This is a genomic window from Synechococcus sp. MIT S9509 (assembly GCF_047303035.1).
Lineage (GTDB): Bacteria > Cyanobacteriota > Cyanobacteriia > PCC-6307 > Cyanobiaceae > Synechococcus_C.
This window is the reverse complement of sequence record NZ_CP138940.1, coordinates 2,669,313-2,689,641: the sequence shown is the minus strand read 5'-3', so window position 1 is coordinate 2,689,641 and position 20,329 is coordinate 2,669,313. Positions and strand designations below refer to the sequence as shown.

Here is a 20,329-nt window from a genome sequence, read left to right as displayed (position 1 = left end):
CGCTCTGCCTTCGGGGTTTTTTTCTGAAAGGACAACACCGTCAGGTCCTTCCCCGACCTTGCTTCTGACGCAATGGACTCCTCAACTCTGATCAGCCGTCTTGAGGCCGCGACCAGCAGTTTCCACAATCTGGAGCGCCAGCTCGCTGACCCTGATGTGGCTTCTGATCCGGACCGATTGCAGTCCGTGGCCAAGGAGCGATCGCGCCTTGAACCACTGGTCGTCGACTACACCAGCCTGCAGAACGTTCTCCATGAACGGGAGCAGGCGCGGACACTGCTGCGTGAAAGCCGCGGCGATGCAGAGATGGAGGAGCTGACTCAGCTGGAACTGCAATCTCTTGAACAACGTCATGACGAGCTGATTCAACGGCTGAAGCTTGCATTGCTACCCCAGGATCCACGCGATCAACGCAGCGTGATGCTGGAAATCAGAGCCGGTGCCGGCGGAGATGAGGCCTCGCTCTGGGCCGGAGATCTGGCCCGCATGTACGAGCGGTTCAGCAGCCGGCGCGGCTGGACAGTGCAGCCCGTGAGCGCCAGTGAAGCCGACCTTGGCGGTTACAAGGAACTGATTCTTTCGGTGAAAGGTGATGCTGTTTTCAGCGAACTGAAATTTGAAGCCGGCGTGCATCGGGTGCAGCGTGTCCCTGCCACAGAATCCCAGGGTCGTGTTCACACATCGACGGCGACGGTGGCTGTGATGCCTGAGGCTGATCCCGTGGAGGTTCAGATCGAACCTGGAGATCTTGAGATCAGTACCGCTCGCTCAGGGGGTGCCGGAGGGCAGAACGTGAACAAAGTGGAGACAGCCGTTGACCTGCTTCACAAACCGAGCGGCATCCGCGTGTTCTGCACGCAGCAACGCTCCCAGCTGCAGAACCGTGAACGGGCAATGGAGATTCTGCGGGCCAAGCTCTACGAGCGTCAGCTTGCCGAGGCGAATGAAAAAGAGACTTCAGCCCGGCGCCTTCAGGTGGGCACAGGCGATCGCAGCGAGAAGATCCGCACCTACAACGCCAAGGACAACAGAGTCACCGACCACCGACTGGGGCGGAATTTCAGTCTCGAATCCGTGCTTCAGGGTCAGATGGAGGATGTGATCGGGGCCTGTGTGGCAGAGGAGCAACGCAGCAAGCTGGAACAGCTCAGCCAACTGGCCGACGATTGACCTGAAAGGGGTCAGATGCCGATCACATACTTGGCCCACTCACTGTGGCGACCGGAGTCAATCTGACGAACCGCCTCAAAACTCAGACTGCTGAGAGGACGACGCGGAACCCTTTTCAGAGGCATGCCTGCCTCGGAGGGAGTACGACTTGCCTTGCGGACATTGCAACTGGTGCAGGCCGTGGTCACGTTGTCCCAGGCATCTGTTCCACCACGGCTTCGGGGGATCACATGGTCGATGGAGAGAAGTTCACGACTGCCGCAGTACTGACACGTGTGATTGTCTCTCTGAAACACATTGCGACGCGTCAGTGGCATCTGGCGAAAGGGCACTCGCACGAACTGACGCAACCGGATCACCGTCGGCAGATGCATGTCACTACGGACAAGGCGATTGGAATCATGTTCCAGGCTCTCGGCTTTTCCCTTGATCATCATCACGACGGCTCGACGCCAGGTGGTGATGTTCAACGGCTCGTAGGACGCATTGAGAACGAGAACCTGGCCCATGCCAGCTCACTGAATACACGGCATGCTATCGGGGTCACAAGGGCATCTTTGTGACCTTCACTACGCAGTCCCCATGCCTGATCTGTCGGCCGATCGCACCAGCCCCTCCAGCCCTGAAACGGCTGCGGGAGCTGACCCGCGTCAGCGGGCATGGATGGAGGTGTCCGCCTCAGCCGTAGAACACAACACAAGAGCGCTGAAAGGTCTGCTTGGCTCGGACTGCGCACTGATGGCAGTCGTCAAGGCTGACGGTTACGGGCATGGGGCCGAGACAGTGGCGCGGGCTGCCATCTGCGGAGGAGCGACCAGCCTGGGTGTCGCCACCCTGCAGGAGGGAATTGAACTGCGTCGTGCCGGACTGGAGCTGCCGTTGCTCGTGCTGGGCAATCTCACCCAGCCTGAAGAACTCAGGGCCTGCCTGCACTGGCAGCTGATGCCGACACTAAGCAGCATGCGTGAAGCACTGCTCTGCCAGAACCTTGCCAGTGGCAGCGGCCGTCAGTTCACGGTGCAGCTCAAGCTCGACACCGGCATGACCAGACTCGGGTGTGATTGGCAGGATGGGGAACGCCTGACTGAGGCGATTCTCCAGCTTGACCAGCTGAACCTGAAGGGGGTTTACAGCCATCTTGCGCTCGCCGATGGCGAGCTTGAGGGACATGCGGAACAGATCACGCGCCTGCAGCAGGAACGCTTTGAGGCCGTGACACGATCACACCGTGGTCGGGGGCTTCAGCGACATCTGGCCAATTCAGCTGGGACCCTGCGTGATCGGTCCCTGCATCACGATCTTGTGAGGGTGGGACTGGCTCTCTACGGGCACGCACCAAGCGCTCAATTTGAAAAGAGACTTGATCTGCAGCCTGCCATGACGGTGAAGGCTCGGGTCAGCCTGATCCGGGAGGTCGCCGCAGGTGTGGGGGTGAGCTACGGGCACCGCTTTGTGACCAGCCGTGCCAGCCGGATGGCCGTGATCGGCATTGGCTACGCCGATGGAGTCAGCCGCTGCCTGTCCGGACGCATCCATGCCCTGCACAAAGGCAAGACATTGCCCCAGGTGGGTGCCATCACCATGGATCAACTGATGCTCGATGTCACAGACCATCCTGAACTTGAGATCGGTGATGTCGTCACGCTGCTGGGTCAGGATGAGCAACAGGTGATTCGGCCGCAGGACTGGGCGGAACTGTCGGATTCCATTCCCTGGGAAGTCTTGTGCAGTTTCAAGCACCGCCTGCCACGGCTGGTGGTCTGAACGAGCGCCCTCTTGTAAGCTGTGCATGCCGCTGGAGAGGTGGCTGAGTGGTTGAAAGCGGCTCCCTGCTAAGGAGTTACAGGAGGCAACTTCTGTCGAGGGTTCGAATCCCTCCCTCTCCGTTGTCAGAGTGATTCACGAGGCTTCAGGGCCAGATCAATCCTCTTGGAAACCAAACAAAGACTGGATTGGTGCTCAATCCAGCATCTCGAGTGGATCACCCATGAAATTGATGACGTAATTATTTAAACAATCAAGACTTGAACACCAACCAAACACAACACATTTCAAAACCAGGCTTTCAGTTCAAGAATTATTTACCGGCATACCTCTCCATATTTTCACCTGCTTCATTCGCCACTGGAGCAGTCATCAGTTCGTAATTACCTGGACCAGGTGGAACTGGAACTGTTATCACAATCTTGCATCGACCTTTTGGAATTCAGAGATGGCGCCTAGTGACTCCCCATACCTTTCAGAACCTTTTCCTGGCAAATACTGCTTGAGAACCTGATCTCAGACATCAATCTCTTAGTGGTTTTGGCAACAATCTCCACACTTTTGCCTGGAATCCATCCGTGGCCACAGACCTGACTGAAAGCAAAAGCACAAACCTTTGAAGATATCAGCAATGCTTTTCAAGCTAAACAACAATTCTGCAAGACGGCACCCTGAAGCATTAAATCAAGCCATCGGAACTCCCGATGACTCAGTGAATACCTGCAATCACCTGACTCAGAGACTGAATCAATAAAACAGAAAGATAGACCCTTCACTTTCATATCATCAAGACACACGAGACAGCCGCAGCACAGGCCGAACCCAGAAATTCTCTAACACAAACAAAACCCTCGACCGACTGAGGCCAGGGCAACCTGCAACAACAATGGCGAAGGCCGAGAAACCACCAAATGACTGAATATCCCGATCGAAACTCGGGGAGTATTACAACACAAAAGTCTCAAGCGCTTGAGACAAGATCTGATAGCCTGCCAAGGAAACAAACCACAAATATAAAGGATGAATGCCTTTACAAATGCACTAAAAAGATGGGTCAAAAAACTTGCAAGCAGCCTCAATAAGGCAAACACTCCTTCGACGAATAGCTTTGCTCGTCAATCCATGAACCCCAGGGAAAAATCCCAGCCAGAAACAAATAAATTCAATAAACAAGACCTGAAGAGATTCAATGATTTCCAAACTTTTTGCCTCATCATCGGCAATGCACGAAGCGGCTCAACAATCCTTGGCTCAGCCATCGACGCACATCCAAACGCAATAGTCGCCAATGAAACGTTGGCTTCAAATAATTTTTGGAGAGGACTGAACAAAGAGTCCATCCTCCAGGAGGTCATCGAAAACGCCTGCGTAAACCACCAAAACAGCCGACCATCAGAAAACTACCACTATCAAATAGGCGACGCACCCGCGACAAAAAAAAGAGTCCATGTTTATGGCGACAAGATCTGGAATCCAGCCACATTACTACTCCACGGCGATTACGAATTAATTCCCAGACTAAGCGAGACTCTCAACGCCAAAATATTTTTAATCGCCTCAATCCGCAATCCATTCGACACAATCGCAACCATGCACCGAAGAAGTCAGGCGCCCATCGCAGATCGCATTCGCTGGTATTTCATGCATTGCGAGTCTATTTCCGCACTGGAAGCCAGATCGCCTGATACAGGCTTTATGCACTGCCACCATGAGCTGCTGATTGCCAACCCAGACGAGGAATTACTGAGAATCTGTGAAGCACTAAACCTCTCAACTGACAAAAAACACCTGGAAAGCATTTCAAAATTTCTTTTCAAAACGCCGAGCAGAACCTCAAGCACAATTGATTGGACAGTCGAAGATATTGAAAATATTTTGACCCGAATGCAGAATTTTCCGTACTTAGCCCATTATCAAAATCAAACCCCCTAAGGCTTCGTAAGCACACATCAAATAACAATTCGAGGCTTTGAATCAGGAAAACGAATTAATTTTGATTGACCAACAATGGTTAACGGCATCTCCAGATCAGTGGGGCAATGAATGTCTTCCTCTGCGTTGAACTGAACCGCAGATCGTCAATCGGCTGCATACTCAGAAAGTTGCCTTGCGATCAACGGAAGAAGTTGTTGATCGCCGGCCCGCTCCGGCCCTTCGCTGAACACCACCAGCAGAGAAGCTGCCTGCCCGTCGAGGCACCACCAGGCTGCGTCGTGACGGGCCTGACTCATCCAGCCGGCCTTGCTCCAGAGCTGACTGCCGTCCAGCAAACCCTCGCCGAGAAAGCCATCTACCTGATTCTCGGGATCAGCAACCCTGTCTGACGAGCTGAGCGAGCGAGCCAATCGGGCTCGAAGTCTCTGACAGGCCGGAGGTGAGAGCACTCCATCGGTCATGACCGCTTCGAGAATCCTGGCGACCGCTGCGGTACAGAGTGCGTTGCGATTGCAGTTGTTCTCCCCATAAAACATGCGCTCCCTGCCGTAGGGGCCATCACCCCACGTTTTCTGGCAGCAGTTGATGCGCTCCAACTCAGGCCAGCCGAAACTCTGGAACCAGTCATTGACTAGGCGCCGCTGTTGCTGCCACTGGTCCCATGCAGGTGAGCGCAGCGGCGGACCACTGGTGGTGCCGGTGAGCAGATCCACGATCAGGCCAGTGGCGTCGTTACTGGAGTCCGCCAGCATGTCGAGGAGCGCACGACGAAGCTCCTCGCTGTCTGGAATCAGATCGCGCTGCAACCAGTGCTCTGCCGCCACTGCGTACAGGAGTTTGACCACACTGGCCGGATAAATCAGCTTCTGGTCAGCCCAGGCAGCACCGCTGCCGCTGCCGGTGGCGGGAGACGCGCCGTCGTAACGCACCCAGGTCACCGCCAGCTGATCGTGCAGACCGGGACGGCCATCGGCCGCCAGCCTGTCGATCAGAGCAACGAGGTGCTGCTGCATCGCCGGCTCGGGACGGTAGAACGCCATGGCACTGGCTATTGGCAATGCCGACCCTAGGCACCCCGATCACTCCGGACCTGATCAGCCCAGGAAGTTGCTGGAAACTGCTCCATGGCCAGAACGGCTACGCCACACCAACAGAGAGCGGACTCGCCACCCAGGCCGCAGCGGGCCGAGGATTCAAAGTCACGTCGGAATTACGCCAGGAGGACCATGGGCGATTGCGTGTTGTGCTTCTCGAAGACGGTTACCCCTGCTGGCTGTCCGTGCATGAGCTGGACGGTCAGGCAGTTGCCTGTGAGGATTGGTTGCCACGTCTGCTCTCACACCCGGAGATCACCAACAGGCTGAATGCAGTGCTGAACTGGCTGGAAGCCGCCTACCAGGTCGACAACACCTACCTCTGGGGAGGCACCATCGGGCCCGATCTCGACTGCTCGGGTCTTGTGCAAACTGCATTTGCCAGCGCTGGCATCTGGCTACCCAGAGATGCCTATCAGCAGGAACAATTCTGTGAACCGCTGGCTGTGGCGCCGGATGAGATCAGCGAGTTGCAGGCTGGAGATCTGATCTTCTTCGGCACCCCTGAGCGCTGCACCCACGTCGGCATTCACCTCGAGGACGGTCGCTACATGCACAGTTCAGGGAGAGAGCACGGCCGCAACGGCATCGGCATCGACAGCCTGAGCCCTGAGGATCTCCATCCTGTGGCCTGCCACTACAGAGGTGAACTGCGGGGTGCCGGCCGTGTGACGCGATGCCACGACGGCAGCACATTGCCCTGACGCTGATTCAATTTCCCTCAACGCTTCAGGGGGGAACAGAAATCAGTCACAGACAAAATTCTGAGCTTTGTATCTTTTGTTACATTTTCAGCTAATTCTCATCTGTTAATATTTAAAGTCTAATGTTGAGTTACGTGTATCAGATGGACACCATCAAACAGGATGACAGCTTATTGACTTCAATACAGTTGATAGAAAAAGAATTTTTGCCTTAAGGAATGAAAATGCCGAGCGCCTAAAGAGAACGGAAAGAGTAAATAATAAAATTGAAAAACTGTTGGCAATTAAAAGTTCCTTGCATACTTTGGTGGACAATGTAGACAGCGATACGTTCAATTATCACAATGTCGTAGAGAGGCTTGTCAAAAGCAAGTATTCCTGATTTATGCAATATTGTCGTCAATTGTTCTTATTTCTACTTAGATAGCGCTGCATTTGGCATCCTGTATGTTCTCAAATAAAATTTTGATTTTTTAGACTGCGTCAGCATATTTTTTGATTGATATATTTCGTATTTAGTCTGAATTGCCTGGAAATCTCCTGCAATTTTCTAAATATATATTTAATTAGCATGTGTTCTATTCGTACTATTTTAGCTGCTCGATAGGTGTCGCAGTCTGGTCACTGCTGATAGAGCTGGAGATGAACCGCGCAGTCCTGGAGCAAACCGAGTAACGCAAGCAGAATCGACCTATTCGTTCTGAAGTAGCCCGCCCGTAGGGCAGTGCCAGGGGATGCCTGGAGGCCATTCGGTTCACCGGTGCTCGGGCGTCCCGATGGATCGGGCTGCCGCTCAACGAATATTGGCCGGAGTTGCTACAGCTCTGATTCATTACTCAGTGTATTAGTGAATCAGTGGCTACTCCTTCTCTACACAGTGCTGTTTTGCTTTGTTTCCGGGGCGGCCTATAGCGCTGCACTCACCGGGAAGATTGCTTGCGTGAACCGCATTCAGCGACGACCGCATCAGTATTTGCGATGGTTCTATGGCTCCTCAACGAACTCTTTGGCTGAGCTTATCTTCCTGGTCGTGTGTAGTACTGGTGTCCTGGGTTTGCAAGTATGTCGGTTGACCACGGGGTTTACAGCTCACCCGAGTCAGAAAGGCCGGTTTTCTGGATGTTGCGACAGGAATGACAGTGATCGTGAAACACGGTTATCTGACTGGAGAGCAACACGAAAAAGATTGGTAGACGGGGCAGGTGATCAACTGCGGTGGCGCTGACGGTGATCCGAAGATCCACAACTTGTTCCAGATCGCTGATGTGGATTCATGCGCGGTTCGCTGGGTCAACGCTGATCTGGTGACCCAAACCCTTCCGGAGAAACCAGAACTATGAAACCCAGCACTTGGCGAGGGTTGATGATTTCGTGTTTTTAGTGAATTGAATTGTGATACATAGGATCAGTTGAATCAGAAGACGAATTGCACATCGTCATCATCGATAGTTTCACCTCGGGAGACGAATTCAGTGGTTCCACTTTGAGCACCGGAGAGGGTGATAATGATTTTATTGGTGCCGTAACCTTCGATTTCGATAAGGTCCTCAAGATCAGCATCAATCTGAATCTTGTCGTCCCCATTCGAATCAAAGTCTATACATATATCAGTTTCCTTTGTATTGCCTTGGAGCTGATCTACCGTGTAATAAATAATATCATCACCTTGTCCAAGAATCACCACATCATCGCCCGCACCTGAGCGAACTAGGTCATTGCCTTCACCGGCGTTGACGATATCATCGCCCGCACCTGCGCGAATGAAGTCTATGCAGCTGCTCCCTTGAATTTGATCTTCTCCAGCACCTGCGTTGACGTAGAAATCAAAATAAAATTGAAAATCTCGCTCTAATTCAGACAATGACTGGGGAAGGGCACTCGCAATTATTCCGGTTGTTGTAATGGTGTTTATATCGACTGCATCACAAATGGCGCCATCGAGGTTGACAATGACGGTGCCCTCATAATCGTTATCGACCTGGTAGGTTGAACCAGATGCTAGTAAAACATTTCCGTCTGCGTCTATTGCATTACCAATTCTGATTATTGCATTTCCGATGCCTTCAATAATGAAGTCTGCACCTGGAGTACCAGATGCAATATTAATTTCCCCTGTTTCAGGAACAACAATCGTAACAGGATCGTTGTTTGCATTCGGATCGGTAATAACAACAAAATCACCACCAATTACGCCAGTGGTAGATCCAGCCAATGGCTTAATATTGGCAAGTGATGCTTCAATACTAGATATTATCGGTTTATTTAAAGTGTCAATGGAAATCGGTAAAACTGGAGAAACGAAAGCGGACACTGATAAAAAATAAAGCTTAATTTAACAGCTGCCTATTATTGTTCAAATTTATATTACTTATATGACTGGTAAGCTATGATTATGTTGCATATTTGACATGGATAAACTAATTACTTATCAATTATTTCGCCTTGATATATCCACTATCACTTAACTAAATAGGGCTACGTACTTGTTCAAATGTTCAAGGAAGCCGTTGGGTCCCAAGAAGCCCAAGGGAGTAATCGCCCCAGGTCCGATGCAGCGCGAGCTCAACAATTCCTAAAAACATCACTCCAGCCAGCAACCAACTCAACTGGGCGAGCGTTGAAATCTGGCTTCAGGTTCTGATGATTGCCAATCACACCTCTCAGCGGTGTGGTGACTCAGAACTTGTTTTCAAGAATTTCAATCAGTGGTGCCAAGGGATGGGGCTCAGCATTTGATGACGCACAGGGTCGCAGCGAATGGGATCGGGTGTCCGCGAAAGGAATTCAGCCAGGGTACCAGGGATACGCAACTCTGGTTCATACGATCAAGCAAGTTTGCGGTGATCCTCTGCTTGTCGGATCAATCAATCCTGATCACTTCAAAGAAGGCTTTCAAGCCAAGGGGGCATGAATTCAATAAAAAAGTCTGGGCCGAGATCAAAGCCACTTAATAGGAATTGGCAGCTAAGGAAACACTCGAAAAACGTCTCTTCAGAGTCATTCGCGATGAGCTTTATGACGCTATTCGCGAGAGGGATTTGGATAAAGAAATGGAGTTTCGGGCTGAGATGGGGAATGACTTCCGAGAAAATTGATTTAGCACTCTTCAATCTTATGAAAGAGAAGGCAATCGGCTTCGGTGCCAAAAAGAAAAAGCCAGTTCCCAGAAGTAAGCAAACCGTCAACTTCACCCGAGTGAAGGGACTGGATTGGCTTCTGCCTGGATTCTTTCCCGCAAATGACATCACTTTAATTTGGGGAATGCGCGGGGCTGGAAAAACTCGGCTTGCCCTTGAGGGTGCAATTTCATTGATGCGCGGAGTTGGGCTCCTGGAACGTCAAAGAAAGGACAAAGCCAAGCCGGTAAAAGTCCTTTTCTGTGCCAGTGACTCAGGAGCCGAACCTCTCAAGGATGAGCTTCTGGAGATGGGCATCGATCCCGACACCGATGAACTGTTCCAGGGGGATCTTTGGCAGCTCTGGGCTCATTGCCCCGGAACGATGGATGCCTGGGGTGCTGATGTTCGCGGAAGGATCGAGCTGTTCGAGTGGGCCAAGGACAACCCTGGCGCTTGTGTGTTTATCGACAGCGTGAAAACGATCAGCACCAAAGGTGGTTTCTCCTACGCGGACAACGAACACGACGCTGCATTTCTCACCTTCCTGAAGGAAGCGATCTGCCCGTTTGTCACGGTTGTGCTCCTGGCGCATGACGGCACCAAGGCACACCGAGCCGGTGGAGCCGCGGCCTGGGAGGAGCATCCATCCATGGTCATTGGCCTGGAAAAGCTGAAAGCTCCAGATGGCAGAGACCTGACCACTAAGCGCCAGTTCACAGCCACCAAGTCACGGAAATGTGATGAGCGCACCTTCTTTTATGAGAAGGATGAGCACGGTCGCCTTAAGACCTGCACGGGCACTGAAGTCATCAGTGACATGAGCGGTCAAATCACAAAGGTGATGGTGGATGCTCTGGACGAAGGGATCGAAACGTGCATGTCGATGAGATCCAAAAAAGGGTGGAAGCACTGATGGGGTGGGGCATCAGCAAAAAGACCATCTCCAACAACCTGACGAACCTCGTTCGTGGAAAGACTCCCCGTCTCAAGCGGTTAGGCACACCCTCTGGCACCTATCGGGTGAATGACTAGTGGCTGCGGATCACTCGAAGTACGCAGGCTTAGGAGCTTCGGATGAAATTCGTGGGGCGCATCAGCGTCTGTGCATATTCGCAAGCGTATAAGTTTTTGACAAAGTCAATAAAAGTTAGTTTTGGCAGTCGATTCAAGCCGGTGTTACTTGTGCCATGACGGCAGCACATTGCCCTGATGAATCCCCTCAACAAGCTGCATGAATGTCCACCTGAATTCTAGAGCGGTGAGATGAGAGGTGCCGATTAAGTTGCATTGGCATCGATCGAATCCCGATGAAGGCTGCGCTGGACCTTTCGGTTGTGGTGCCGCTCTACAACGAGGAGGAAAGCCTGCCTGAGCTGGTGGAGCAGCTGCTCAACGCACTGCGGCCCACCGGGGAGCGCTTCGAACTGGTGCTCGTCAATGACGGGTCAACGGATGACACCGCCTCAGTGCTGGAAAGTATCAGCAGCCAGGTACCGGAGCTGGCGGGTGTTTTGCTGCGCAAGAACTACGGTCAGACCGCTGCCATGGCAGCGGGTTTCGATGTCGCCGAAGGGCAGGTGATCGTCAGCCTCGATGGTGACTTGCAGAACGATCCTGCCGATATCCCCCTGCTGTTGAACAAGCTGCGTGAAGGCTATGACCTGGTGAGCGGATGGCGTTTTGATCGCCAGGATGCCGAACTCCAGAGAAAACTCCCCTCCAGGCTTGCCAATCGCCTGATCGGAAGTGTGACGGGAGTCCGCCTGCATGACTACGGCTGCTCGCTGAAAGCCTATGACCGCGATGTGCTGTCCGACATGCGCTTGTACGGCGAACTGCATCGCTTTCTGCCGGCACTGGCCTTCATCGAAGGAGCACGCATCACCGAAGTGAAGGTGAATCACCGTGCCCGGCAGTACGGAACCAGCAAATACGGAATCGATCGGACCTTTCGAGTCCTGATGGACCTGCTGACCGTGTGGTTCATGAAACGCTTTCTCACCCGACCGATGTACGTCTTCGGGTTTGGAGGCCTTGTGGCCATCGCGACAAGCCTTGTGGCCAGCGCCTATCTGCTGATGATCAAGTTAATGGGCGAAGACATCGGGAACAGGCCACTGCTCACCATGGCGGTTGTTCTTGGACTGGCCGGAATACAGCTGTTCTGTTTCGGGCTGCTGGGAGAACTGCTGATAAGGACTTACCACGAAAGCCAGGGTCGGCCGATCTATCGCATTCGGGCGACGTTCCGAGGGGGCCGGGCCACCTGAGCAGGAGTCGGTCGGGTCGCGCCACGGTGCCGCTCGATTGCAGTAGCAGCAGCCTCAACAACCAGACTGTTGGCATCACGCAGACCACGTCTCAGCAGTGGAAGAACGGAGGCATGGCCCCACTGACCGGCCAGCGTGACGGCCTCAAGCCTCTGTTCTGGGTTGCCTTGATCCATCGACACGCGCAGCCGGCGCTCAAGAGAGAGTCGCTCGGCGGTACTGACCGGAGGCTGGAACAGGTCCGTTTGGAAGGTCCCATCAGCAACTTCTGCCTGAGCCCCAGGATCAGTTTGAGGCAGCGAAGCCTTCACCAGACCCAGTTGAGCTCTGTTGATGGCTGCGACGGAGGTCACATCTGTGCTGCGCAACAAAGTTTTCCCAGGTTTCCTTCCGAGGCCCCACAGCACTGCCACCAGAACAAGGGCGGCACCACCTGCAAGCAGCTGATTCATGGGTTCAAAGCGGCGTAGGCCGGATGGATTAAACTTTTATGTCACCGACCCGATCGGTCGAAGACCACCAGAAAGGCAGTCTTTACAGTATCTGCAGACATTTGGGTCGCTGCCATGACTGGAGATTTTGTCGCTGCCTGGATGCCTTCGCTTTTCATTCCACTGGCCGGGGTGTTGGGCCCAGCCGTCGTGATGGTTTTGATGTTCAACCTGATCGAAGCCACTCCTGACTGATCGCTGCAAAGCCCCCAGCGATCAAGCGAACTGCCCACCCACCGCTTTCTTATCCATGTCTGTTTCCCCCGTCGCCGATCCAACGGTTGGCAATCTGGCCACTCCGGTTAACAGCAGCTACTTCGTCAAAGCCTTTCTCAACGCGCTGCCGATCTATCGACCATCCCTCTCCCCGAACAGACGTGGACTCGAGATCGGCATGACCCACGGATACTTGCTCTATGGGCCTTTCGCCGTCTGTGGTCCTCTCCGAAACAGCGATTACGCATCCACAGCAGGATTGCTCGCTTCCATCGGCCTGGTTTCAATCCTGACCGTCTGTCTGTCGATTTACGGCACTGCAGGAAATGGACCCAAGGTGCAGCCCCCTGACGCCACAATCGATAATCCACCGTCAGACCTTTTCACTAAGGAGGGCTGGTCTGAATTCGCCAGTGGTTTCTGGCTGGGTGGTTGCGGTGGAGCGGCATTTGCTTGGTTCCTGGTCAGCGCAACCCCATTGCTTTATCTGGCCAAGATCGCTGGTGGTGTCGCGCCCGCCGGCTGAATCCACTGTGCTGAGTCTTCCATCAGCACGATGCAGATCACTGTTTGGCATGCCCCGAATCGAGTCATCGAAGGCTCATTCGGGGCTTTCCACTGCCAGGATCTGAGCCCTTGCTGAGCGGACTCCGACTTGCGGTCCATCTCCCAGCCATTTCTGAGACGGCCCGTCTTCACCATTGTTTGCAGCTTGCTAGTGCTGCTTGCAGGTGTGGTCTCACTGGTGGGCCTCGGGCTTGAGGACCTGCCCCAGCTGGCACCCACACGCGTGAGTGTGAGAGCCAGTTTTCCTGCCGCAGGACCGGAAGTGGTGGAGCAAAGCGTCACGGCAGTGCTGGAAAACCAGCTCAGTGGCCTGGACGGCCTCGAGAGCATGACCTCCAGCAGCAGTCAGGGCGGTGCAAGTCTCAGCCTGCGCTTTGAGTCAGGCGATCCAGAACTGAACGCGATCAAGGTTCAGAACGAGGTCAACCTGGCCAGCCGACGACTGCCTCAGACCGTGACCAGGCAGGGGCTGAATGTGAACCGCTCAACCAATGATCTGCTGCTGATCCTCGGCTTCAGCGCCCCCCCCGGGCTGTATGAACCGATCTTCATCGGTGGCTGGCTCGAGCAGCGTCTCAGCGAAGGCCTGCGAACCACTCCTGGCGTTGGTGACATTCGTGTGTTCGGCAGCAGTGAGCTCGCTTACCGGCTCTGGCTGGATCCCAGTCGCCTGGAGCAGTTCAGTCTCTCTACGAACGACATCACAAACGCTCTGGCAGAGCAGAACGTTCTTGCCGCGGTGGGAAATCTTGGGGAGGCTCCTGCTCCGGCAGGACAGCTTTTCAGCCTGCCGGTTGATGCCGAAGGACGTCTGCGCAGCCAGGCCGACTTTGAGGCCATGGTGGTCAAACGCACTGACAACGGAGGCCTGATTCGGCTGAAGGATGTGGGTCGCGTTGAACTTGGCCAACGCAGCTACGGCAGCAGTGCTCTCAATCTTCAGGGCGAAAGCTCAGTGGCTGTAGGCATCTTCCAGCGGGATGGATCGAATGCTCTGGATGTCAGCCGTGCGGTGCAGGACAGGCTGAAAAGCCTGGAAAGCAGCTTTCCCCCCGGGTTGGACGTGCAGATGATCTTCGATGTGGCCGAAACCGTCCGGGCCAATCTCGATCGCACCAGAGACACCCTCCGGGATGCGGTGCTGCTGGTGCTGCTGGTGCTGCTGCTGTTTCTGGGACGCTGGCGCCTTGCCTTGATCCCAGGCCTGGCAGTGCCTGTGGCACTGATCGGCAGTCTGGTGGTGATCCGCCTCAGCGGGTCGAATCTCAACAGTCTGATCCTGTTCGGCCTCGTGCTGGCCACTGGCATCGTGGTCGACGACGCCATTGTGGTCAGCGAAGACATCGCAGGCCGGATCGAGCAGGGCCAGGAGCCACAGGGGGCTGCGGAAGATGCCATGGCAGAACTTGCGGGCGCAGTCTTGGCCACATCTCTGGTTCTGGCTGCTGTCTTTCTGCCTGTTCTGCTGATCCCTGGCTCCATTGGCCGCCTATATCAACCGATTGCCCTGGCCATCAGCGGCGCCATCTTGTTCTCCACCTTCAATGCCCTCACATTCACACCGATGGCCTGCGCCCGCGTGCTTGGGAAGGGTGACGGACGATTGCCAGCACCGCTCAGATCGATCAGTCGCAGACTGCGTGAGGGCATGGCCCGGTTGCAACGTCTTTACGCAAGGCTGCTGGCGGTCTGGCTGGCACGGGGCAGAACCGTCATTGCGCTGGTGCTGGCAGGCCTGATGCTCACAGGCATTGGTCTGGCAACGATCCCCACCTCCTTCATCCCCGACGAAGATCAGGGCCAGGTGCGTGGTTATTTCACGCTGCCGGAGGGAGCAAGCCTGGAACGCACCGAAGCCGTGATGGAACGCATCCGCGAGGTGGTTGCCGAGGAACCCCTGGTCCGGAGCGGCAATTTCTATGCCGGAAACTCATTCGGACAGAGCGGCGAGGACACCGGGTCTTTCTATCTACGCCTCTCACCCCTGAAAGAACGCCCTGGGCGGCAGAACAGCAGCCAAGCCGTGAAACAACGTCTGAACAGCGAGCTGAGACGACGCATCACCGATGCTCAGGTGATTGTGACCACGCCCCCCACAGTGCGGGGGTTCAGCAGTGAATCGGGCCTGCAGATGGAACTGCTGGATCGCAGTGGTGGCCAGCTCAGCCTGCAGGATTTCGAGAATCAGGCTCAGCAGTTCATCCTGGCTGCCCAGAACTCCGGACAGTTCCAGCGGGTGAGCACCCGCTTCGATGCAAGCTCACCGCGGTGGAGGCTTGAACTTGACCGCAGCCAGATGGCAGCGCTGGACCTCCCGGTTGGTCCCACTCTGAGGGACATCGGAACCGCCATCGGAGGCCGTTTCATCGATGACACCTTCTCAGGAGGGGAAATCCGCAGCATCTACATCCAGCTGGAGGGAACGAGCCGCAGCAAGCCTGGGGATCTCAAGAGCCTGATGGTGCGCAACCGCAGCGGCGACCTTGTCTCGTTGGCGAACGTTGCACAACTCAAACGTGATTCAGGGGCGAATCGAATCACCCACTACAACCAGAACCGATCGATCAGCATCACTGCCATCACTGCAGACGGGATCAGCAGTGGCCAGGCCATCGATCTCCTCAAAACCATCAGTGACAAGACCGGCGGAGACAACCTGGCGCTGGCTTTCACCGGGCTTGCCAGAGAAGAAACGAGAGCTGAGTCCGTGTCCTGGGTACTGTTCGCCCTCGGAGTCACGGTGGTGTATCTGTTGCTGGCGGGCCTCTATGAAAGCTTCGTGGATCCGCTGATCATTCTGCTCACAGTGCCGATGGCACTGCTGGGAGCTTTGATCGGCCTGAAGCTGCGCAGCCTCACACTCGACGTATATGCCCAGATGGGTTTGCTGGTGCTGGTGAGCCTGGCCGCCAAGAACGGGATCCTGATCGTTGAATTCGCCAATCAGCGGCTGCAGCAGGGGATCGAATTGATGGAGGCGATCGAGGAAGCGGCGATCAACAGGATGAGACCAATTCTGTTGACAGCGGTGACATCGCTGGCGGGATTTCTGCCACTGCTGCTTGCCCGCGGAACAGGCTCCGCCGGTCGCATCAGTATCGGCACCGTTGTGTTCAGCGGGCTGCTGGTGTCCACGCTGCTCTCACTGTTCATCGTGCCTGCCACCTATCTGCTGTTCAAGCGCTGGCGAAAAGTCACCCCTGCAAAACCGGAGCTGGACGGCTGACGTTCAACAGGGCTCAAAGCGTTCGTTCAGCGCCGGGCCACCCCCGGGAGGAACCAGGCACGTGGCTGACGACGACGATCCAGCGACCGATTCTGAGCTCGCGATGGGCATGAAAGTTTGCGGAACCAATGGCTTCTGAGCCAAGGTCTTCGAAGCCAAGGTCTTCGGAGCGAACGTCGACCCAGGTGTTGTTCGCTCAGCAATCCGCTCATCCGCCTCGAGCTGAGCCAGGTCAATTCGCTCTCTTGGAAGAATCTGCAAGGTGAGGTTGTAACCGGTCGCAACGCCAACCAGCAGCACAACGAGCTCCAGTCTTGGGGGCAGGGAGGGAAACGACATTCAGAACTCAATCAAGACGTTGAAGCTCCAGTAGACGCGGAGAGCGGGATCAAAACGTGACTGAAATCGATTGAAGCAATGACGCTTTGCATATGAAGACGCGAGGCACGGATTTGTAGGGTGTGTGCTCCATGAAGGGCTGAGACGTCACGGCATGCTGAAAAGCGCAACGAATCGCCGGGCGTCATCGGCTCAAGCTCGTTATTTCTCCTACGGCGAAGCGGCCAATCCGATTCGCAGCGGACTGACGAGTGCTGTTCCCTATCGCTCCTTTTCCCCGGCTTTCTTTTCCCAGAAAGGCAGTGCTGTGATGCCTCTGGATCTGAGCGAAGAACTGCAGTGCAGTGGACCTGCCACCGGTCCATCGTTGTGCGCCAACTTCATCCGACTGGATGGCGAAGGGCTGCGCACCGCAGCTGTGGCAACAAGCCAGTTGTTCTTCGTGGCCGATGGCCAGGGAGACACTGAAGCCTGTGGCGAACACTTCCGGTGGAGCAAGGGCGACATGCTCGTTCTTCCCGCCGGGGGAGACGCCATCCACAGCTGCTCAGGCAAAGCGGCTCTCTACTGGGTGCACGACGCACCACTGCTGCGTTTTCTGGGTGTGTCTCCGAATGAAGCCCGTTTCAAGCCAACGTTTTACAGCCATCACGACAGCCAGGAGCGACTGGCTGAGATCGCGGCCAGCCCCAGCGGCGCCCGTGCCAACCGGGTCAGCGTGCTGCTGGGCAATTCAGCGTTTCCACAAACAAGAACAGCCAGCCACACCCTTTGGGCCATGCTCGGCATTCTTCCAGCAGAGCAGGAACAGAAGCCTCACCGACACCAGTCGATCGCCCTGGACTTCGCCGTGGACTGCAAGCCCGGTTGTTACACCCTGATTGGCACTGAGCTTGATGATCAGGGAAAAATCCGTGACCCGCACAGGGAGGATTGGGCAGCTGGTGCCGCTTTTGTGACTCCACCGGGCTACTGGCATTCCCACCACAACGAGTCAGATGCAGATGCCTATGTGCTGCCGATTCAGGACGCAGGACTGCATACCTATCTGAGAACGCTCGACATTCTGTTCAGCGGCTGATGAACAGCTGAGCTCATGAACAGGTGAATAGTTCTGCACCGTTCAGATTCAGCCAACAAAAAACCCCTGCCAGGTCAGCTGGACAGGGGTGAATTGAGGATTTCCCTAGCGATATGGGCAATCAGAATCGATCAGCCGAACTTGCCGGATGTCGATGCGATCAGGAAGGCCGCATACGTGAGGATGTAGCCGATGGTGAAGTGGGCGAGGCCCACAACACGAGCCTGAACGATGGACAGAGCCACTGGCTTGTCGCGCCAGCCAACAAGGTTGGCGAGCGGTGTGCGCTGATGAGCCCAGACGATGGTCTCGATCAACTCCTGCCAGTAGCCGCGCCAGGAGATCAGGAACATGAATCCAGTCGCCCAGACGAGGTGGCCGAACAGGAACATCCAGGCCCAGACGGCAAGGTTATTGCTGCCGAAGGGGTTGTAACCGTTGATCAGCTGGGAGGAGTTCAGCCACAGGTAATCGCGGAACCAGCCCATCAGATAGGTGCTGGACTCATTGAACTGAGCCACATTGCCCTGCCAGATGGCCAGATGCTTCCAATGCCAGTAGAAGGTGACCCAACCGATTGTGTTCAGAGCCCAGAAGACGGCCAGATAGAAGGCGTCCCAGGCGGAGATGTCACAGGTGCCACCACGGCCGGGACCGTCGCAGGGGAAGGAATAACCGAAGTCCTTCTTGTCAGGCATCAGCTTGGAACCACGGGCATCCAGAGCGCCTTTGACCAGGATCAGAGTGGTCGTGTGCAGACCCAGAGCGATGGCATGGTGAACCATGAAGTCACCAGGTCCGATCGGCAGGAACACGTCGGTGCTGCCGTTGATGGCATCCATCCAGCCGCCCATGTAGGCGGCGTTGGCATTGGCGGCAGCACCAGCGGAATTGGAAAGCAGCACGTCGAAACCGTAGATCGCCTTACCAGAAGCAGCTTGAACGAACTGGGCAAAAACGGGCTCAACCAGAATCTGCTTCTCGGGGGTTCCGAACGCCACAACGACATCGTTGTGAACGTAAAGACCAAGCGTATGGAAGCCAAGGAAGAGGGTGATCCAGCTGAGGTGGCTGATGATCGCCTCCTTGTGCTCCAGCATCCGAGCCAGAACATTGTCCTTGTTGGCTTCGGGGTCGTAATCACGGATGAAGAAGATCGCTCCGTGAGCAAAGGCACCGCACATCAGGAAGATGGCGATGTACTGGTGGTGTGTGTACAGAGCAGCCTGTGTCGTGTAGGCCTTGGCAATGAAGGCATACGACGGCATCGCGTACATGTGCTGAGCCACCAGAGAGGTGACCACACCGAGAGAGGCAAGGGCCAGGCCGAGCTGCATGTGCAGGCTGTTGTTCAAGGTGTCGTAAAGACCCTTGTGACCGGCGCCGAGATCGCCTGGGGTGCCCTTTGGAGGATTGTGAGCTTCGAGAATTTCCTTGATGGAATGACCGATACCAAAGTTGGTCCTGTACATGTGACCAGCGATCACAAACAAGCAACCGATCGCCAGGTGGTGGTGAGCGATGTCGGTGAGCCAGAGGGCTTCGGTCTGGGGATGGAAACCGCCAAGGAAGGTGAGAATCGCAGTACCGGAGCCTTCGGCAGTACCGAAGATTTGACCCGCAGTATCGGGATTCTGTGCATACACACCCCAGTTGCCGGTGAAGAAGGGTCCAAGACCGGCGGGGTGAGGCATCACACTCAGGAAGTTGTCCCAACCAACGTGCTGACCCCTTGATTCAGGAATCGCCACGTGCACCAGGTGTCCGGTCCAGGCGATGGAGCTGAAACCGAAGAGGACAGCCAGATGATGATTCAGACGTGACTCAGCATTCTTGAACCACGCGAGTGACGGGCGGAACTTGGGCTGAAGGTGCAGCCAACCGGCGAAGAGTGCCCAGGCCGACAGGATCATCATGAAGATGGAACCCTGATACAGCTCGGCATTCGTCGTCATGCCGATTGTGTAGAACCAGTGATACAGGCCTGAGTAGGCGATGTTCACAGGCGATGTGGCTCCCGCTTGGGTGAAGGCGGTGATGGCGCCCTGACCGAAATGGGGATCCCAGATTGCGTGAGCGATGGGCTTCACGTGCAGAGGGTCGGCGACCCACTGTTCGAAGTTGCCCTGCCAGGCGATATGGAACAGGTTTCCCGAAACCCAGAGGCCAATGATGGCGAGATGCCCGAAATGAGTGGAGAAGAGCTTTTGGTAAAGCCTCTCCTCCGTCATTCCGTCATGGCTCTCGAAGTCGTGAGCCGTGGCGATCCCGTACCAGATGCGGCGGGTTGTCGGGTCCTGTGCCAGACCCTGGCTGAACGAAGGAAATTTCGTTGCCATTAGAGGGAAAGTTC

Annotated in this window: 18 protein-coding genes and 1 tRNA gene; 13 read left to right on the top strand and 6 right to left on the bottom strand. The window is 55.2% G+C overall.

Annotation, left to right across the window (positions count from 1 at the left end; genetic code table 11):
* The first annotated feature begins 72 nt into the window (after positions 1 to 72).
* Entirely contained in the window at positions 73 to 1,170 is a 1,098-nt protein-coding gene (gene prfA / locus SIB73_RS14875) for a peptide chain release factor 1 (protein WP_413403917.1), read from the top strand.
* 11 nt (positions 1,171 to 1,181) lie between these two features.
* Here prfA and SIB73_RS14870 read toward each other — a convergent pair whose 3' ends face one another.
* Positions 1,182 to 1,679, bottom strand: a complete 498-nt coding sequence (locus SIB73_RS14870; protein WP_413403919.1) for an HNH endonuclease — start codon at positions 1,677 to 1,679, stop codon at positions 1,182 to 1,184.
* Between the two features lie 73 nt (positions 1,680 to 1,752).
* On the opposite strand from SIB73_RS14870, the gene alr reads away from it, so the two are divergent.
* From alr to SIB73_RS14855, 3 genes are all read left to right on the top strand, one after another.
* Positions 1,753 to 2,934 (top strand): alanine racemase, encoded by a 1,182-nt coding sequence (alr, locus tag SIB73_RS14865; protein WP_413403921.1) that lies wholly within the window; start codon positions 1,753 to 1,755, stop codon positions 2,932 to 2,934.
* Between the two features lie 33 nt (positions 2,935 to 2,967).
* A tRNA-Ser gene (locus SIB73_RS14860) sits at positions 2,968 to 3,056 on the top strand.
* A gap of 898 nt (positions 3,057 to 3,954) precedes the next feature.
* Positions 3,955 to 4,866, top strand: a complete 912-nt coding sequence (locus tag SIB73_RS14855) for a sulfotransferase (protein WP_413403923.1) — start codon at positions 3,955 to 3,957, stop codon at positions 4,864 to 4,866.
* A 146-nt stretch (positions 4,867 to 5,012) separates the two neighbouring features.
* Here SIB73_RS14855 and SIB73_RS14850 read toward each other — a convergent pair whose 3' ends face one another.
* Positions 5,013 to 5,909, bottom strand: coding sequence for a serine hydrolase (locus SIB73_RS14850; RefSeq protein ID WP_413403925.1), 897 nt, complete (start codon positions 5,907 to 5,909; stop codon positions 5,013 to 5,015).
* A 17-nt stretch (positions 5,910 to 5,926) separates the two neighbouring features.
* Here SIB73_RS14850 and SIB73_RS14845 point away from each other — a divergent pair, with 17 nt between their 5' ends.
* Both SIB73_RS14845 and SIB73_RS14840 read left to right on the top strand, forming a co-directional pair.
* The gene (locus SIB73_RS14845) at positions 5,927 to 6,667 is read left to right on the top strand and encodes an NlpC/P60 family protein (protein ID WP_413403927.1); all 741 of its coding nucleotides are present in this window, start codon (positions 5,927 to 5,929) and stop codon (positions 6,665 to 6,667) included.
* 1,202 nt (positions 6,668 to 7,869) lie between these two features.
* Complete coding sequence (locus SIB73_RS14840; protein WP_413403928.1) at positions 7,870 to 8,007, top strand: DUF3104 domain-containing protein; 138 nt, start codon at positions 7,870 to 7,872, stop codon at positions 8,005 to 8,007.
* 74 nt (positions 8,008 to 8,081) lie between these two features.
* Here SIB73_RS14840 and SIB73_RS14835 read toward each other — a convergent pair whose 3' ends face one another.
* Entirely contained in the window at positions 8,082 to 8,978 is an 897-nt protein-coding gene (locus SIB73_RS14835; protein ID WP_413403930.1) for a hypothetical protein, read from the bottom strand.
* Between the two features lie 333 nt (positions 8,979 to 9,311).
* Here SIB73_RS14835 and SIB73_RS14830 point away from each other — a divergent pair, with 333 nt between their 5' ends.
* The 3 genes from SIB73_RS14830 (at position 9,312) to SIB73_RS14820 (ending at position 12,056) form a co-directional block, all read left to right on the top strand.
* Complete coding sequence (locus SIB73_RS14830) at positions 9,312 to 9,578, top strand: hypothetical protein (RefSeq protein ID WP_413439652.1); 267 nt, start codon at positions 9,312 to 9,314, stop codon at positions 9,576 to 9,578.
* Positions 9,575 to 10,699 (top strand): AAA family ATPase, encoded by a 1,125-nt coding sequence (locus tag SIB73_RS14825; protein ID WP_413439651.1) that lies wholly within the window; start codon positions 9,575 to 9,577, stop codon positions 10,697 to 10,699. The genes SIB73_RS14830 and SIB73_RS14825 overlap by 4 nt, the downstream gene beginning before the upstream one ends.
* Positions 10,700 to 11,093: 394 nt before the next feature.
* The gene (locus tag SIB73_RS14820) at positions 11,094 to 12,056 is read left to right on the top strand and encodes a glycosyltransferase family 2 protein (RefSeq protein ID WP_413403932.1); all 963 of its coding nucleotides are present in this window, start codon (positions 11,094 to 11,096) and stop codon (positions 12,054 to 12,056) included.
* On the opposite strand, the gene SIB73_RS14815 is transcribed toward SIB73_RS14820, so the two are convergent.
* Positions 12,014 to 12,508: a HEAT repeat domain-containing protein gene (locus tag SIB73_RS14815; protein ID WP_413403934.1), complete on the bottom strand. Its 495-nt coding sequence runs from the start codon at positions 12,506 to 12,508 to the stop codon at positions 12,014 to 12,016. The genes SIB73_RS14820 and SIB73_RS14815 overlap by 43 nt on opposite strands.
* Positions 12,509 to 12,622: 114 nt before the next feature.
* On the opposite strand from SIB73_RS14815, the gene SIB73_RS14810 reads away from it, so the two are divergent.
* From SIB73_RS14810 to SIB73_RS14800, 3 genes are all read left to right on the top strand, one after another.
* Positions 12,623 to 12,742, top strand: a complete 120-nt coding sequence (locus tag SIB73_RS14810; protein WP_413403936.1) for a photosystem I reaction center subunit VIII — start codon at positions 12,623 to 12,625, stop codon at positions 12,740 to 12,742.
* Between the two features lie 55 nt (positions 12,743 to 12,797).
* Entirely contained in the window at positions 12,798 to 13,289 is a 492-nt protein-coding gene (locus tag SIB73_RS14805; RefSeq protein ID WP_413403938.1) for a photosystem I reaction center subunit XI, read from the top strand.
* Positions 13,290 to 13,418: 129 nt separating this feature from the next.
* On the top strand, positions 13,419 to 16,556 hold the full coding sequence (locus tag SIB73_RS14800) for an efflux RND transporter permease subunit (RefSeq protein ID WP_413403940.1): 3,138 nt from the start codon (positions 13,419 to 13,421) through the stop codon (positions 16,554 to 16,556).
* 3 nt (positions 16,557 to 16,559) lie between these two features.
* On the opposite strand, the gene SIB73_RS14795 is transcribed toward SIB73_RS14800, so the two are convergent.
* Positions 16,560 to 16,895, bottom strand: a complete 336-nt coding sequence (locus tag SIB73_RS14795) for a hypothetical protein (protein ID WP_413403942.1) — start codon at positions 16,893 to 16,895, stop codon at positions 16,560 to 16,562.
* A gap of 154 nt (positions 16,896 to 17,049) precedes the next feature.
* On the opposite strand from SIB73_RS14795, the gene SIB73_RS14790 reads away from it, so the two are divergent.
* A complete protein-coding gene (locus tag SIB73_RS14790) occupies positions 17,050 to 17,976 on the top strand; it encodes a cupin (RefSeq protein ID WP_413403944.1) in 927 nt (308 codons plus the stop codon).
* A gap of 131 nt (positions 17,977 to 18,107) precedes the next feature.
* On the opposite strand, the gene psaB is transcribed toward SIB73_RS14790, so the two are convergent.
* The gene (gene psaB, locus SIB73_RS14785) at positions 18,108 to 20,315 is read right to left on the bottom strand and encodes a photosystem I core protein PsaB (protein WP_413403946.1); all 2,208 of its coding nucleotides are present in this window, start codon (positions 20,313 to 20,315) and stop codon (positions 18,108 to 18,110) included.
* Positions 20,316 to 20,329: the final 14 nt, after the last annotated feature.